Annotated in this window: 14 protein-coding genes; 4 read left to right on the forward strand and 10 right to left on the reverse strand. The window is 73.9% G+C overall.

Annotation, left to right across the window (positions count from 1 at the left end):
- Positions 1-21: 21 nt before the first annotated feature.
- Complete coding sequence (locus ABD140_RS24205) at positions 22-2,637, reverse strand: phosphoenolpyruvate carboxylase (RefSeq protein WP_344243244.1); 2,616 nt, start codon at positions 2,635-2,637, stop codon at positions 22-24.
- Between the two features lie 93 nt (positions 2,638-2,730).
- Between ABD140_RS24205 and ABD140_RS24210 the strand changes: the two genes are divergently transcribed.
- The 4 genes from ABD140_RS24210 (at position 2,731) to ABD140_RS24225 (ending at position 6,474) form a co-directional block, all read left to right on the forward strand.
- Positions 2,731-4,323: an acyl-CoA carboxylase subunit beta gene (locus ABD140_RS24210; RefSeq protein ID WP_344243245.1), complete on the forward strand. Its 1,593-nt coding sequence runs from the start codon at positions 2,731-2,733 to the stop codon at positions 4,321-4,323.
- Between the two features lie 33 nt (positions 4,324-4,356).
- On the forward strand, positions 4,357-4,566 hold the full coding sequence (locus ABD140_RS24215) for an acyl-CoA carboxylase subunit epsilon (protein ID WP_344243246.1): 210 nt from the start codon (positions 4,357-4,359) through the stop codon (positions 4,564-4,566).
- Between the two features lie 74 nt (positions 4,567-4,640).
- The gene (locus ABD140_RS24220; protein WP_344243247.1) at positions 4,641-5,663 is read left to right on the forward strand and encodes an NYN domain-containing protein; all 1,023 of its coding nucleotides are present in this window, start codon (positions 4,641-4,643) and stop codon (positions 5,661-5,663) included.
- Positions 5,664-5,784: 121 nt separating this feature from the next.
- Positions 5,785-6,474 carry a YncE family protein gene (locus ABD140_RS24225; RefSeq protein ID WP_344243248.1) on the forward strand — a complete coding sequence of 230 codons (690 nt, stop codon included), beginning with the start codon at positions 5,785-5,787 and terminating at the stop codon, positions 6,472-6,474.
- Here the strand turns inward: ABD140_RS24225 and ABD140_RS24230 are convergent.
- The 9 genes from ABD140_RS24230 to ABD140_RS24270 are packed head-to-tail and all read right to left on the reverse strand — an operon-like array spanning position 6,431 to position 14,866.
- Positions 6,431-9,277 carry an AfsR/SARP family transcriptional regulator gene (locus ABD140_RS24230; protein WP_344243249.1) on the reverse strand — a complete coding sequence of 949 codons (2,847 nt, stop codon included), beginning with the start codon at positions 9,275-9,277 and terminating at the stop codon, positions 6,431-6,433. The genes ABD140_RS24225 and ABD140_RS24230 overlap by 44 nt on opposite strands.
- On the reverse strand, positions 9,278-9,703 hold the full coding sequence (locus ABD140_RS24235; protein WP_344243250.1) for a TadE/TadG family type IV pilus assembly protein: 426 nt from the start codon (positions 9,701-9,703) through the stop codon (positions 9,278-9,280). It abuts the gene before it with no gap.
- The gene (locus ABD140_RS24240; RefSeq protein WP_344243251.1) at positions 9,700-10,152 is read right to left on the reverse strand and encodes a TadE/TadG family type IV pilus assembly protein; all 453 of its coding nucleotides are present in this window, start codon (positions 10,150-10,152) and stop codon (positions 9,700-9,702) included. Before ABD140_RS24240 ends, ABD140_RS24235 begins: the two co-directional genes overlap by 4 nt.
- Positions 10,149-10,580, reverse strand: a complete 432-nt coding sequence (locus tag ABD140_RS24245) for a TadE family protein (RefSeq protein WP_344243252.1) — start codon at positions 10,578-10,580, stop codon at positions 10,149-10,151. Before ABD140_RS24245 ends, ABD140_RS24240 begins: the two co-directional genes overlap by 4 nt.
- A 4-nt stretch (positions 10,581-10,584) precedes the next feature.
- Positions 10,585-10,797, reverse strand: coding sequence for a Flp family type IVb pilin (locus tag ABD140_RS24250; RefSeq protein WP_344243253.1), 213 nt, complete (start codon positions 10,795-10,797; stop codon positions 10,585-10,587).
- A 9-nt stretch (positions 10,798-10,806) separates the two neighbouring features.
- Complete coding sequence (locus ABD140_RS24255) at positions 10,807-11,760, reverse strand: type II secretion system F family protein (RefSeq protein WP_344243254.1); 954 nt, start codon at positions 11,758-11,760, stop codon at positions 10,807-10,809.
- Entirely contained in the window at positions 11,757-12,683 is a 927-nt protein-coding gene (locus ABD140_RS24260; protein ID WP_344243255.1) for a type II secretion system F family protein, read from the reverse strand. The genes ABD140_RS24255 and ABD140_RS24260 overlap by 4 nt, the downstream gene beginning before the upstream one ends.
- Positions 12,674-13,978, reverse strand: coding sequence for a TadA family conjugal transfer-associated ATPase (locus tag ABD140_RS24265; protein WP_344243256.1), 1,305 nt, complete (start codon positions 13,976-13,978; stop codon positions 12,674-12,676). The genes ABD140_RS24260 and ABD140_RS24265 overlap by 10 nt, the downstream gene beginning before the upstream one ends.
- Positions 13,979-14,866, reverse strand: coding sequence for a CpaE/TadZ family protein (locus ABD140_RS24270; protein ID WP_344243257.1), 888 nt, complete (start codon positions 14,864-14,866; stop codon positions 13,979-13,981).
- Positions 14,867-14,869 lie beyond the last annotated feature (3 nt).

Consider the following 14,869-nt stretch of genomic DNA (forward strand, 5'->3'; position numbering starts at 1 on the left):
CCGCGGGGCACGGGGGCTCGGTCAGCCGGTGTTCTGCAGGCCCGCGGCGACGCCGTTGACCGACAGGAGGAGGAGGTTCTCCAGGTGCGGCCGCTCGGCCTCGGGCACCTCGCCGGAGCGCAGCGCCTGGAGGGCGCGCAGCTGGAGGTGGCTGAGGGCGTCGACGTAGGGGTTGCGCAGCTCCACCGCGCGCGAGAGCACCTTGCGGTTCTCCAGCAGGCGGGTGTGGCCGGTGACCGACAGCACCAGCTCCAGCGTGCGGTCGTACTCGGCCATGACGACGGCGCTCAGGTCGGGGCGGTCGCCCAGGGCCAGGTAGCGCTCGGCGATGTCGCGGTCGGTCTTGGCCAGCGACATCTCGGCGTTGTCGATCATCGCGGCGAACAACGGCCAGGACGCGTACGCCTCGCGCAGGTCCGGGTCGCCGGCGACGGCGGCCAGGCCGGAGCCGAGCCCGAACCAGGCGGGCAGGTTGACCCTGGTCTGGGTCCAGGCGAACACCCAAGGGATGGCGCGCAGGTCGTCCAGGGAGCTCGCGCCGGTGCGGCGCGACGGGCGGGAGCCGATGCGCAGCTCGCCGATCTCGGCCAGCGGGGAGACCCGGGAGAACCACTCGGCGAAGCCGTCGGCCTCCACCAGGCCGCGGAACGCCCGGTGCGCGGCCTCGCTCAGCCGGTCGGCCAGCGGCCGGAACCGCGCGGCGGCCTCGCGCGCGGTGCGCTCGACCTTCGGGGTGGAGGCCAGCAGCACCGCGTTGGTGACCTGCTCGACGTGGCGGCGCGCGATCTCGGGGTGGCCGTACCGGGCGAAGATGACCTCGCCCTGCTCGGTGACCTTGAACCGGCCGGCGACCGAACCGGGCGCCTGGGCCAGGATCGCCCGGCCCGCCGGGCCGCCGCCGCGGCCCAGCGAGCCGCCGCGGCCGTGGAAGAGGGTGAGCGTGACGCCGTTGGCCTCGGCCCAGCCGGCCAGCGCCTCCTGGGTGTCGTACAGCAGCAGCGTCGCGCTGGCCGGGCCGAGGATCTTGGCCGAGTCGGAGTAGCCGAGCATGACCTCCAGGCGCCGCCCCGTCTGGGCGAGCCTGCGGCGCACCGGCGGCAGTTCGAGCGCCTCGTCCAGCACCGCGACGGCGCGCTCCAGGTCCTCGCCGGTCTCGAACAGGGGCACCACGTCCAGGACCGGCGCCTCCGGGCCCAGGGACGCCGCCAGCTCGTAGACCGCGGCGATGTCGGCGGCCGAGCGGGAGAAGGAGATGATGTAGCGGCTGCAGGCCTGCTCGCCGAAGCGCTTCTGCGCCCAGGCGACCACCCGCATCGTGTCGAGGACCTCCTCGGTCTGCGGCGAGAGGGCGCCTCCCGCCCGCACCTCCGCCAGCGCCTTCTCGTGCACCGCGGAGTGCTGGCGGATCTCCAGCTCGGCCAGGTGGAAGCCGAAGGTCTCCACCTGCCAGACCAGGTGCTGCAGCTCGCCGTAGGCCTGCCGCTCCGCCCCCGCCGAGGCCAGGGAGTCCTGCAGCAGGACCAGGTCGTCCAGCAGCTCCTCGGGGCCGCCGTAGCCGAGGTCGGCGTTGCGCGTCCGGGTCGCCCTGATGCGCTCGGCCGCGTACAGGAGGTACTGGCGGTGCGGCTCGCCGGGCGAGCGCGCGGCGATCTCGCCGAGCAGCTCGGGGTGGGCGGTGCGGGCCGTGCCCAGCGCGCCCTGCAGCTCCGCCGACGGCGGGGTGGTGTCCTGGTGGGCGGTCAGCTGCCGCCCGATGCGGGTGGCGGCGTTCTCCAGCGCGATCAGCACGTGCTGGGACTGGATCTTGAACGCCTGGCGGGTGACCTGGGCCGTCACGTACGGGTTGCCGTCGCGGTCGCCGCCGATCCAGCTGCCGAAGCGCACGTAGGCGGGGGCCAGCGGGGGCCGGGTGGCGCCCTCGTCGCGCTCGTCCTCCCCCTTCAGCACGGTGTCCAGCGAGCGGTAGATCCGGGGGATCACCCGGAAGATCGTCTCGTCGAAGGCGGCGAGCGCCACGCGCACCTCGTCCAGCGGGTCCATCTGCTGGTGCCGGCGCTGGGCGGTGCGCCACAGCAGGTCGATCTCCTCGCGCATCCGGCGGCGCAGGTCCGCGCGCTCGCTGTGGGCGGCGGAGTCGTCGTAGGCGTGCAGCAGGTCGCTGACGCGGGAGATGGAGGTGACCACCGCGCGGCGCCGCGCCTCGGTGGGGTGGGCGGTCAGGACCGGGCGGAACTCCAGCCCGGCGACGGCCTCGGCCGGGTCGTCCAGCTCGGCGACCGCGGCGGCGAAGGAGGCGCGCTGGGGCTCGCCGCCCGCCACGTCCCGCTGGCGCAGGGTGCGGATGCGGTGGTGCTCCTCGGCGAGGTTGGTCAGGTGGAAGTAGACGGAGAAGGCGCGCGCGACCAGCTCGGCGCGCTCCAGCGGCCAGCCGGCCACCAGCTCGGCCACCCGGTCCCCCGGCAGCTCGCCCTTGCGGGCGGCGATCACGGAGCGGCGGAGCTCCTCGACGTCGTCCAGCAGCCCCTGACCGCCGTACTCCACCAGTGCCCGGCCCAGCAGGGAGCCCAGCAGGCGCACGTCCGCGCGCAGCTCTTCGGGCAGGTCAAGGCGGATCTGCGTGGCAAGTCTCTCGGTCACGTAGGCATCCTACCTAGGAATCAATTGGTCTATACCAGTCACTTCGCCCCCCAGTGCGCAGACCCCGAGAAGCGTCCGGTTACTCTTGCGCGCATGGCGATGGAAGCGGTTGAACCCCCGGTCGAAAAAATCGACATACACACCACGGCGGGAAAAATCGCCGACCTTGAGCGACGCAGGTACGAAGCCGTGCACGCGAGCTCGGCGGCGGCCGTCGAGAAGCAGCATGCCAAGGGCAAGATGACCGCCCGCGAGCGGGTCGAGGCGCTGCTGGACGAGGACTCCTTCGTCGAGTTCGACGAGTTCGCGCGGCACCGCTCGACGATGTTCGGGCTGGAGAGCAAGCGCCCCTACAGCGACGGCGTCGTGATCGGCTACGGCACGGTGGACGGCCGCCAGGTCTGCGTGTTCTCCCAGGACGTGACGCTCTTCGGCGGCTCCCTCGGCGAGGTCTACGGCGAGAAGATCGTCAAGATGCTCGACATGGCGCTGAACACCGGCTGCCCGATCATCGGCATCAACGAGGGCGGCGGCGCCCGCATCCAGGAGGGCGTGGTGGCCCTGGGCCTCTACGCCGAGATCTTCAAGCGCAACGTGCACGCCAGCGGCGTCATCCCGCAGATCTCCCTCATCATGGGCGCGAACGCCGGCGGCCACGTGTACTCCCCCGCGCTGACCGACTTCATCGTCATGGTCGACCAGACCTCCCACATGTTCATCACCGGCCCCGACGTGATCAAGACGGTCACCGGCGAGGAGGTGACGTTCGAGGAGCTGGGCGGCGCGCGCACCCACAACAGCAAGTCCGGCGTGGCCCACTACATGGCCCCGGACGAGCAGGACGCGATCGACTACGTCAAGGAACTGCTGTCCTACCTGCCCTCGAACAACATGTCCGAGGCGCCGGAGTTCGAGCCGGCCGCCGAGCTGGAGGTCCTCGCCGAGCTCGACACCCTCATCCCGGACTCGGCCAACCAGCCCTACGACATGCACAAGGTCATCGAGGCCGTGCTGGACGAGGGCGACTTCCTGGAGGTCCAGCCGCTGTTCGCGCCCAACATCGTCGTCGGCTTCGGCCGCGTCGACGGGCGCAGCGTCGGCGTGGTGGCCAACCAGCCGATGCAGTTCGCCGGCTGCCTGGACATCGACGCCTCGGAGAAGGCCGCGCGGTTCATCCGCACCTGCGACGCCTTCAACGTGCCGGTCCTGACCTTCGTCGACGTGCCGGGCTTCCTTCCGGGCACCGACCAGGAGTGGGACGGCATCATCCGGCGCGGCGCCAAGCTGCTGTACGCCTACGCCGAGGCGACCGTCCCGCTGGTCACGGTCATCACCCGCAAGGCGTACGGCGGCGCCTACGACGTCATGGGCTCCAAGCACCTGGGCGCCGACGTCAACCTGGCGTGGCCGACCGCGCAGATCGCGGTCATGGGCGCGCAGGGCGCGGTCAACATCCTCTACCGGCGCGAGCTCGCCGCCTCCGAGGACCCGGACGCGCGCCGCGCGGAACTGGTCACCGAGTACGAGGACACGCTGGCCAACCCCTACATCGCCGCCGAGCGCGGGTACGTCGACGCGGTCATCAAGCCGTCCGAGACCCGCGTCCACGTCATCAAGGCGCTGCGCGCGCTCAAGGACAAGCGCAAGACCCTGCCGCCCAAGAAGCACGGCAACATTCCCCTGTAGTCGTTCCGTGGGCGCCCCGCCGGAGGTTGAAGCATGAGTGAGCGGCCGTTCCTTCAGGTCGTCAAGGGGGACGCGACCCCCGAGGAGATCGCCGCGCTGGTCGCGGTGCTCTCCGCCCGCCCCTCGGGGGCGGCCGCCCCCGAGGCGCGCCGCCCGTCGGCCTGGACCGACCGCTCCCGCCTGGCGCGCCGCCCGCTCCGCTCCGGTCCCGGGGCGTGGCGGGCGAGCGCCCTGCCGGGCTGACGCTCCGGATTCGCGGAAACGCGGGGAGCAAGTAGCCGCCGGAGAAGCCTTGGTGGACATAGGGTGGTCTTCTCATGGCCACCTCGGAGTTCCTACCGCAACCGGCCCGCTACGCGATCTTCGTCGACGCGGGCTACCTTTACGCTGCCTCCGGCGCGCTGCTGCTGGAGGCCGGTTCCCGGCGCGAGTACCGGGTGTACGCCGAGAAGCTGATCCGGGCGCTGACCGAGCACGCCGACGAGCAGATCAACGGCGAGCTCCTGCGCATGTACTGGTTCGACGCCGCCCCCCGCAAGCAGCCGACCGTCGAGCAGCGGGTGATCGCCAACCTGCCGCTGGTGAAGCTGCGCCTGGGCAACCTCAACGCCCAGGGCCAGCAGAAGGGCGTGGACGCCCAGCTGCGCGCCGACCTGGAGACCCTGGCCCAGCACCGGGCGATCACCGACGCGGTGCTGCTCGCCGGGGACGAGGACATGCTGCCCGCGGTCGAGGCCGCCCAGGGCTACGGGGTGCGGGTCCACCTGTGGGGGGTGGAGCCCACGCACGGCTCCAACCAGGCCGAGTGGCTGGTCTGGGAGTCCGACACGGTCGAGGTGCTGCTCGCCGACTTCCTGCGCCCCTATTTCGTCAAGGTCGGCGGGATGGCGGTGCCCGCGCCGCCCGCGCCCGCCGTGCTGAACGGGCCGCGGCCCCCGGTGCCCTCCCCCGCCCAGGTCTTCGCCGGGAAGGTCGCGCCCCCGGCGCCCGCGCGGGTGGGCACCGCGCCCCCGGCGGGCACCGCGGCCGGCGCCCCGGGGACGGCGGTCGCCAAGGCGCCCGCCGAGAGCAAGCTGGGACCCGACCGCAACCAGATGCTGGAGATCGGCGAGCACGTCGCGCAGAAGTGGGTGTTCGAGCGGGGCCGCGACAACATCCGCGACCTCCTGCCGGGGCCGATCCTGCCCCCGGTCATCGACAAGGAGCTCCTCATCGACGCCGAGAAGGTGCTCGGCCGCTCCCTGCGCCCCTACCAGGAGGCGCGCACCTGGCTGCGCGACGGCTTCTGGGAGCGCGTCTACCGCGAGTTCGGCATCGGCATCGGCAAGTCCGACTCCTGACACCCGGCCGGAGCCCTTCCCGTCCCCGGACCCGTCCCGGAGCCTTCCGGCCGCGGCGCGGCTCGGAGTTTTTCCCGCTCATGGCGGTACGGAGCGTGTCCGTGGCGCTACATTCTGGCGGATGGAGACTGCGGGTATTCGGCTCGCGGCGGCCGCCGCGCTGAGCCTCGCCGCCCTCGCGGGCTGCGAGGGCGTGCGGTTCCGCGGGGACGGCGCGCCCGCCGCGGAGCTGGTGGGGCTCGGCGCGGCGGTCCCGCACCCGGTGCCGCCCGCTCCGCGGGAGGACGCGCGAGGCGGAAGCGGCGGCGCCGCCTCCCTCCCCGCCGAACGGCTCCTTCTTCCCGGCCCTCCCGGCGACGGGGGCCTGGACGTGCTCGATCCGCGCGCCCTCGTCCGGCTCGCCCGGGTGGCGGCGCCCGCACCGGTGCGCAGCGTGGTCCCGGCGCCGGACGGGCGTACGCTCTGGGCGGTCGGCCCGCGGACGCTCCTGCCGGTGGACCCCGCCACCCTGCGCGCCGGACGGCCGGTGCGCGTCCGCGCAGCCCGGCACCTGCTGTTCGCCCGGGACGGGAGCACCGCCCTGCTGCTGACCGCCCGCCGCCTGGAGCTCCGCGACCCCGAGACGATGGCGCCGCGCTCGTCCCTTCCCCTGCCGTGCGCCCCGACCTCCGTCCCCGGCCTCACCGCCGACGGCTCCCGCGTCGTCACCGCGTGCGGGCGCACCCTGCTCGGGATCGACTGGGCGGCCCGCTCCGCCGAGACGGGCGTCAGGCTCCGCGGGCGTGGGCGCGCGGCGCCAGCTCCTCGATGAGGGCCTCGGTCTCGGGCTGCAGGAGGTCGAGGTCGGCGCGGCCGCGGAGCTCGTCCACGGCGGCGCGGACCGCGGTGTGGTCGCCGGTGGCCTGGGTGGCGCGCAGGAGGTCGCGCCACAGCACCTCGTCGTCGGGGGCCAGGCGCAGCCCGGCGCGGGCGGCCTGGACGGCGCCCCGGACGTCGCCCTCGGCCGTCCGCAGCTCGCCCAGGCGGTGGGCGGCGTCCACCACGCGGGCCACGGTCTCGTACTCCAGCTCGTCGGCGGCCAGCCAGGAGTAGCGGCCCTTCGGGCGGCCCTCCAGCAGCGGGCCCCTGACGAGTTCGAGCGCGTGCGACAGGTACGCCGCCTCCGAGGCGGGCTCGGCCGCCGAACGCCACAGCAGGAAGCGGAAGTGCTGGAGGTCCACGCGCACCTCCGAGCCGAGCCGGAGCCTGCCCCGCTCGTCGGAGTACAGGTTCGGCCTGCCGCGGGAGTCGCGGCCCAGCCAGTCGGCCGCCATCGCGATGGTGGAGTCGCGGACCCCGGCGGTGACCCCGCGCGGCCAGACCGCGCCGCTCAGCACCGTGGGGTGCACCCCGCCGGGGTGCGCCGCCAGGTAGACCAGGACCTCGGCGCACAGGTCGCGGCGGGTCTCGTCGACCGTGCCGGGCGCCTCCACCGTGGCGCGGCCCAGCATCCTGATGCCGGCCGAGTGCCGCTCCACGCCCGCCGGCGGCTCCGCCGGCACCGCGGGCAGCGGCACGCCCTCGGTGCGGCCCGCCGTGCGGAACAGGCCGGCGACCGCGTGGTACTCCGGTTCGGAGATGCGCTGCGCGGTGACCTGGAAGCCCAGGACCCCGGCGTCCAGCTCGCCCTTCTCGTCGATCCGCCACTGCCAGGTGGCGTCCTCGACCCGGCCTGCGACCAGGTATCCGGCGGACAGCCGCTGGCCCGTCCGGGCCAGTGCCACCAGCCGCGCCGCGTCGGCCTTGGACGGCTGGTCGGCGACCACCAGGTAGTGCGGCATCCACGCCTCGCCGGACACGCCGCGGCACCGGCCGGTGAGCACCGAGTCGGCGCCCGCGGCGTACAGCGCCTGGCGCACCTCCGCCGTGCGCGCCTCCAGCTCGGGCAGCGCCTCGGCCAGCGACGGCACACACCGGATGCGGCCGGGGGCGATCTGCTGCAGCTCGCCGCCGAAGCCCACCAGGGTCAGCCGCATGTGGTCCGACCAGCTGTTGGTGGCCAGTTCCACCGCCATCGCGGCGAGCGCCGCCTTGCGCTGCTCGGGCGGGCCGTCCACGGCGATGAGGCCGTGCGCGGCCTCCAGGTCGGCCAGCACCCTGCCGCTCTCGTTGACGCCCAGCGAGATCAGGCCCGGGTAGGGGGCGAGCACGTCGGCGAAGTCCCGCTCCTTCAGCGCGTCCAGCGCCGCGGTGTGCAGCCGCCACACCTGGCCGCCGTCGTGCGGCTCCCACGGGCTCGGCGGGTTCTCGTCGGCGGGCGCGATCCACAGGTCGAGGGTCCGCGTGCCCAGGTGCGCCCCGTAGACGGTCGGCGGGGTGCGCCGCTGGGCGGCCAGCCCTTGGGACAGCAGGCGCAGGCCCAGGTCGAGCGCCCGCACGCCCTCGGGGTCCGCGCCGATCCGCAGCGCCTGCTCGGCCAGCGCGCTCGCGCCCTCCGGACGCGCGATCATCTCTCCGGGCCTGCGCCGCATCACCTGGGCGCGGCGGCGCATGCCCAGGCCGGTGAGCAGGCCGGCGGCCAGCAGCGACGTGCCGGCCAGCGCCTCGGGCCAGGGGAAGGGCTGCTCCTGCGGCTGGACCTCCAGGACGGGTGTCGGCGCGGGCGACTGCTGGGGCCGCTGCTCGGCGTGCACCTGGCCGGGCGCCTCCGGCTGCGCCGGACGGGGCGTCTGCGCGGCGGGGCCCTGCTGCTCGGCGGGGCCCTGCTGCTCGACCGGCGGGTCGGCCTTCTTCTCCTCCTTCTGCGGAGCGGGCTTCGGCTGGGCGGCCGGCGGGGCGGGATGGCCGTCGCGGAAGTACTCCCGCAGCTGGGACTTGGGGATGATCTCGGTGTTGCGGGCGTCGGAGGGCATCTCCATCACCCAGCCCGGACGGATCAGGCTCGCCTTCTGCAGCCGCGAGCCGTCGGGCTGGACGTGGCTTTTGTTGAGCTCGAAGATCTCCTTGTAGCGCCGCCCGTCGCCCAGGCACTTCTCGGCGATCTCCCAGAGGCTTTCATGGTGGCGCCCGTGCGGCGGCTGCACCGTGTAGATCTTGGCGGTGGTGCCGTCCCGCTCCTGGGGGGACGCGGCGGGCCGCTGCCCCTGCGGACCGCTCTGCGCCTGCGGCGCGCGCAGCTCCTCGTGCGCGGCCATCTGCGTCACCCGGTACTGCTGGGGCTGGGCCTGGGGCTGGGTGAACGCGGGCATGATGGCCGTCGTCGCGGTGAACAGCAGCAGCACCGCCACCACCAGCTTGTGCACGACCGCCTGGGTCGCCCCGGCCAGCGGCACCCGCGCCGGGACGCCGATGCCGCGCACCCCGGCGTGCAGCTCGACCAGCAGGCAGACGACCAGCTGCAGCCAGGCCAGCCAGACGCCGAGGGTGACCACGTAGAGGATCGTCTCGGTGTCGAGCGGCTCGGTGAACACCGAGCCGTCGGGCACCTCCTCGGGGAGCGGCGAGCCGGTGAACCTCAGCAGCGCCGCCGGCACGCCGACCGCGAGCGCGAGCAGCGCCAGCAGGGCCAGGAGGCCGGCCACCACGTCGCCGACGCTCCGCTGCTCCCGCGCCGCCACGGGCCGCCTACGATTCACTCAGTCCGCCCCGTCTTCCGGATGTGCCGCGGCCTCGACCTCGATGGTAAACGCGTTCACCCCGATCAGGCCGAGGAAAATCGTGTCCACCTGCTTGGCGACCTGGACGGTGACCTCGTCCGCGCCGGTCAGCGCGCAGCCGCCGTCGTAGCCGTTCGCGTCGAACGTGCCGACGAACTCCAGCGCCCGGCCGCAGGCGTCACCGGCCAGGACCGGCTCTCCGGTGTCGCGCAGCACCTCGACGTCGATCTCGTCGGCGCCCGCGCGGGCCGCCTGCTCGGCGATGTCCAGGGCGCGCTGGCGGGCGTGGATGGCCAGTCCGCCGTCGAACAGCAGGCCCGCGAAGAGCAGCACCATCGGCGTGAACAGCACGGTGAACATGCTGAACGTGCCGCGGTCCCGCGCCCGCTCCGCCTTCCCGCTCATTCGGGTACCTCGCAGGGTGCTCCGCCGCAGTCCATGCGGCGGTAGGTGTCGATGGGCGCGGACGCCGTCCCGGTCTTCTCCGGGTTGCCCGCGAACGGCACCAGGTCCAGGCCGGTCAGGTCGGTCTGGCAGGTGACGGTCACCGTGACCTGGCCGCCGGGCTCCCAGCCGCCGAGGTCGACCTCCGTCTGCGCGGCGTCGCCCAGGCAGAAGGTGGCGCCGCCCAGCGACTGCTCGACGGCCTCGACGGCGAACGCCTGGGCGTCGCCCTCGCTGCGGGCGACCGAGGCCGCCCTCGCGCCGTCGCGCGCGGCGCCGTCGAGCTGGCTCTGCACGTTCACCAGCCGCCCGACCAGCGCGAGGAAGAGGAACAGCAGCACCAGCAGGGGCGTCAGGAGCGCCAGCTCCAGCGTCATGCCGCCGCGGTCTTCGCGTCCCGGGCGCCTCATCCGGCGTCCTCCTCGCAGACCTTGGCCTCGCCGACGTCCGGGCGGAAGCACTCCACCGGGCCGACGGCGCGCTTGGTGACGGTGAACGTCATTCCCGGGACCACCGCCTTCGCGGTTCCGGTCACCTCGAAACCGCGGTCGTAGACGCCGTCTCCGTACGGAGTGACGCCCGTCAGCAGCAGTGCTCCGGGGCCGAGCTGGGCCACCGTGTTGCGGGCCGCCGCGTCGCCGACGCCCTCCCAGCCGCCTCCGGGACCCGCCTCGCGGGCGGCCCGGGAGCCCGCCTGCGCCGCGGCCAGCGCGATGTGGTTGGCGTGGTAGACCATCATGAACTGGATGCACAGCAGGATGACGAGCAGGATGACCGGCGTGAGCAGCGCCCACTCCATCGCGGTGGCGCCCCGGTCCTTCCTCGCGGGGACCGCCATCGGGTTACTGGGTCTGGATGTTGTTGGCGGCGCCCGTGATGGCGGCGCGGATGGTGACCGCGATGGCCAGCGTGATCGCCGCGATCAGGCCGGTGATGATGGCCCATTCGATGGCGGACGCGCCGGCGCTGCGGTCCTCCTCGTCGCGGAGGCGGTCCATCCGGACCGCGAGCATCGTGCGCAGGTACGCCACGGCGGGGTGCTGGAGCGGGTTCACGGCAACCTCCTAGAAACTGATGACCTGGACGGCCGACGGGTAGATCAGGAAGACGAGGAAGCCCAGGCAGAACGAGAGCTGGGCGATGAGCATGGTCTGCGAGTTCTGTCCGGCCCTGCCTTCGATGGCGGAGATCTCCCGGCTGCGCATCGATCCCGCCCGCGCCGAGAGCGACTGGCGCACCTTGGCGCCGTCGTCGGCGACCAGCGCCAGCGCGGAGGCCAGGTCGGCCAGCTCCGCGACGTCGATCTCCTCGCCCAGCACCCCCAGCGCCTGCCAGGGCGTCATGCCGGCGATGCGCGCGTTGGCCAGCGCCTCGCGGATGCGCAGCATCGGCCAGCCGGAGCCGACCTGCGCGGCGGACATCAGCGCCTCGGGCACCCCGCGGCCCCCCGCCAGGTTCATCGCGACCAGGTCGAGGAACGCGCCGACGACGTGCCGGAAGTCCTCGCGGGCCTCGGCCGCGGCCTGCCTGAGCTGGAGGTCGGGGAAGAAGAACGCGACGCCGGCGAAGGCCAGCCCCACCCACAGCGGGATGCTCAGCGAGATCCCGCCCGCGAACATCACCAGCACCATGAACACCGGGGTGAAGGCCAGCGCCACGATCGGCGTGAGCACCTTGCTCGCCAGGTACGTCTCGTAGTCGCGGCCCAGGATCGCCAGGTCGGCGCGGGTGCTGCGCAGCTCCCAGCCGCGCTCCTCGCAGAACCGCGCCAGCGAGCGGCCCAGCTCCGTCTGCACCTTGTCCGTGCGCTTGGGCGGTTTATCTTCCGCCTCTTCCTGCTTGGCGGGCTTGGCGGGGACCGGGGGCCGCACGGGCGTCCTGCCGGGCTGGGCGCGCCGTGCCGCCTCGTCGTACTCCGACAGCCGCGCCCGCAGGCCGCGGCGGGCCGGGAAGAGGGCGCGCAGCAGCGTGAACAGGCCCAGACCGACGACGGCGCCGGCCAGCATCGCCCCGGTCACCGGCCCACCCCCGCGTCCATCGCGGCCCTGCCGCGCAGCGGCCGCTCCGCCTCGGCGGCGACCGGCTCGGCCGCGCCCAGCAGCCGCTGCGGCAGCTGGAACTTGGCGAGGCGGCGCAGCCAGAAGAACCCGAGCGCGTACAGGCCGACCACCGCGGCCAGCACGACCTGGCCCAGGAACGTGCCGTAGGGCGCCACATAGCCGGGGTTGAGGACGGTCAGCGCGAGCGCGAAGCCGACCGAGAAGATCACGACGATCTGGACGCTGCGGCGGGTGGAGGCGCGGTAGGCGGCCACGCGGCGGCGCATCTCCAGCTCGGTGCGGGCCGAGGTGGCCAGCGCGCCGAGCATCTCGCGCAGGCCGGGCCCGCGCAGCCGCGCATTGAGGATCAGCGCCGCGACGATGAGGTCGGCCGAGGAGTCATCGAGGTCGTCGGCGAACCTGCGCAGCGCCTCGGGCAGCGGGACCCGGGTGTGCATGCGGTCGACCAGCGCGCGCAGCGGCGGCTGCAGCGCCGGGGCCGCGGCCCTCACCGAGGAGGGGATGGCCTGCTCCAGGCCGACCGCGCCGGCGATGGTGTCGCGCAGCGACTCCGCCCAGGACGCCAGGCCCTCCAGCCGCGCCATGGAGCGGCGCTCCTCGGCCGCGCCGCCCGCCACGCTCTCCCAGCCCAGCACCAGCAGCGCGATGCCGGCCGCCACCACCACCCAGCGGGTGACGACCAGCGCCCCCAGTCCGGCGATGATCGCGATGCCCGTCCGGGTGGTGACCGCCTTGATGAGCTCCTCGCGGGAGCGCGGGGTGCGCCGGCCCGGCCGGGCTGGCATGCCGCGCACCGCCATCACCAGCAGCACCAGCCCGGCCGCGGCGACGCCGCCGGCGAACAGGGCGAGGAGGACGTCCAGGTCGAGGATCACGACCACCCCACCGCCCCGGCCCGGTCGTAGCCGAACTCGGCGAGCTCGTCGGCGCAGGCGATGGGCGCGTGGACCCTGGCCAGGCCGCCGGAGTCGGGCGCGAAGATCTCCGACGACAGCACGCGGCCGTCGCAGCCGGTCACCTCGCGGACGCTGGAGACGAACCGGCGCAGCCGCCCGCCCCGGTGGTAGTCGTTGCGCTTGTCGATGAAGACCACGAAGTCGATGGCGCCCGCGATGAGCATGTGGGTGGCCTCGATCGGCAGCCGCTCCTCGGACTGGATCGCGTAGGTGGCGATGCGGTTGAAGACCTCCATCGAGGAGTTGGCGTGGATCGTCGACAGGGAGCCGTCGTTGCCCTGGGTCATCGCGTTGAGCATGGTGACGATCTCGTCGCCCAGCACCTCGCCGACGATGACCCGGGAGGGGTTCATGCGCAGCGAGCGGCGCACCAGCTCGGCCATCGAGATCGCGCCGTGGCCCTCGGAGTTGGGCAGCCGCTGCTCGAAGGCGACCACGTTGGGGTGCAGCTCGGGGAACTGCTCCAGGCCCAGCTCCAGCGCGCGCTCGACGGTGATGAGCCGCTCGTGCGGCTGGATCTCGTTGGCGACCGCGCGCAGCAGCGTCGTCTTGCCGGCGTTGGTGGCCCCGGAGATCATGATGTTCTTGCGGGCGGCGACCGCGGCGCGGAAGAACGCCGCCAGCTCCGACGAGACCGTGCCGTTGCCGACCAGGTCGTCCAGGAACACCTTGCCCAGGCGGGCGCGCCGGATGGACAGCGCGGGCCGCTGGGTGACGTCCATGACGGCCGAGAGCCGGGAGCCGTCGGGCAGCCGCAGGTCCAGCTGCGGGTTGGCGGTGTCGAACGGGCGCGAGGACAGGCCCGAGTAGGCGGCGAGGATCTGGATGAGCTCGACCAGCTCCTCGTCGGAGTCGGCGACCGGCTCGGCCATCACCTCGCGGCCGTCGGAGTAGGACAGGAACACCCGGTCGCAGCCGTTGATGTCGATGTTCTCGATCTCCTGGTCCTCCAGGAGCGGCTGGAGGCGGCCGACGCCGAACAGCGCGGCGTGGATGCCGGCGGCGTACTCCTCCTCCTCTTCGGCGGTCGGCGGGCGGCGCCCGTAGCCGATCTCCGAGCGGGCGTGCTCCTCCAGCACCTGGGCGATGAGCGCGCGGGCGAACTGCCGCTCGTCCTCGGCCGACATCGGCGGCAGGCCCGAGGCGGCGTCGAGGCGGCGCTGGTGGGCCAGCCGGTCGCCGACCTCCTGGCGCAGCCGCTTGACCAGGACGTGGTCCATCTAGCGCCCCCTCCGCTCGCCCATGATCTGGTGCGACCCCGACTGCCGGGGATCCGGCCGGGCGAAGCCCTGGGGACCGGTGGCGTGCCGCGGGTCCGCGACCACCGAGGGGGACGGGGCCTGCTGCGCCGGGCGCTCCAGCACGGGCCGCTGCATCAGGTTGCCGGCCAGCTCGCGCGCCGAGCGGATGAGCAGCGACTTGTCGAGCCTGCCGCCCCACTCGCCGCGCAGCATCTGCGCGCCCTTGGGGTCGTAGGCCAGGCCGCCGAGCACCGCGGCGGGCAGTTTGGACTGGGCCAGCACCCGCTCGACCTCGGTCAGCGAGCCGCGGTAGCCGCGCGGGTCGGCGACCACCACCACGCCGAGCCTGGCGCGCTGCTGCGGCAGGTCGGCCGACAGCTGGGAGAGGCGCTCGCGCAGGTGCGCGACGTGCTCCAGGGTGGCGTGGGTGACCAGGACGACGAGGTCGGCCTCGCGCAGCAGGTCCAGCGGCGCCGAACCGGGCCCGAGCCTGCCGCAGTCGGCGAGCACGTCCACGCCCGGCAGGATCGCGAACGAGCGGCCCAGCGGGCTCCACAGCCAGTCCAGGCCCTTGGACTGCTCGGCGTTGGTCAGCCCGACCAGCACGTCGAGGCCGCCGACCAGCCGCTGGGTGTGCGGGGCGATCTGCTCGGGGCGCAGGCCGCGGCGGGCCTCGGTGGCCAGCGAGAGCATGCCCTTGGCCGGGTCGAGCATGCCGTGCTCGCCGGGCAGGCGGTAGACGAGGTCGCCGCCCGCCGGGTCGCACTCGGCGACCATGACGGGGCGGGGCCAGACCGCGCCCAGGGCCACCGCGGCGGTGGTCACCCCGGGCGCGCCCTTGTCGGCGGCCAGCGCGATCAGTGCCACCGG

The organism is Actinocorallia libanotica, assembly GCF_039525175.1.
Taxonomy (GTDB): domain Bacteria; phylum Actinomycetota; class Actinomycetes; order Streptosporangiales; family Streptosporangiaceae; genus Actinocorallia; species Actinocorallia libanotica.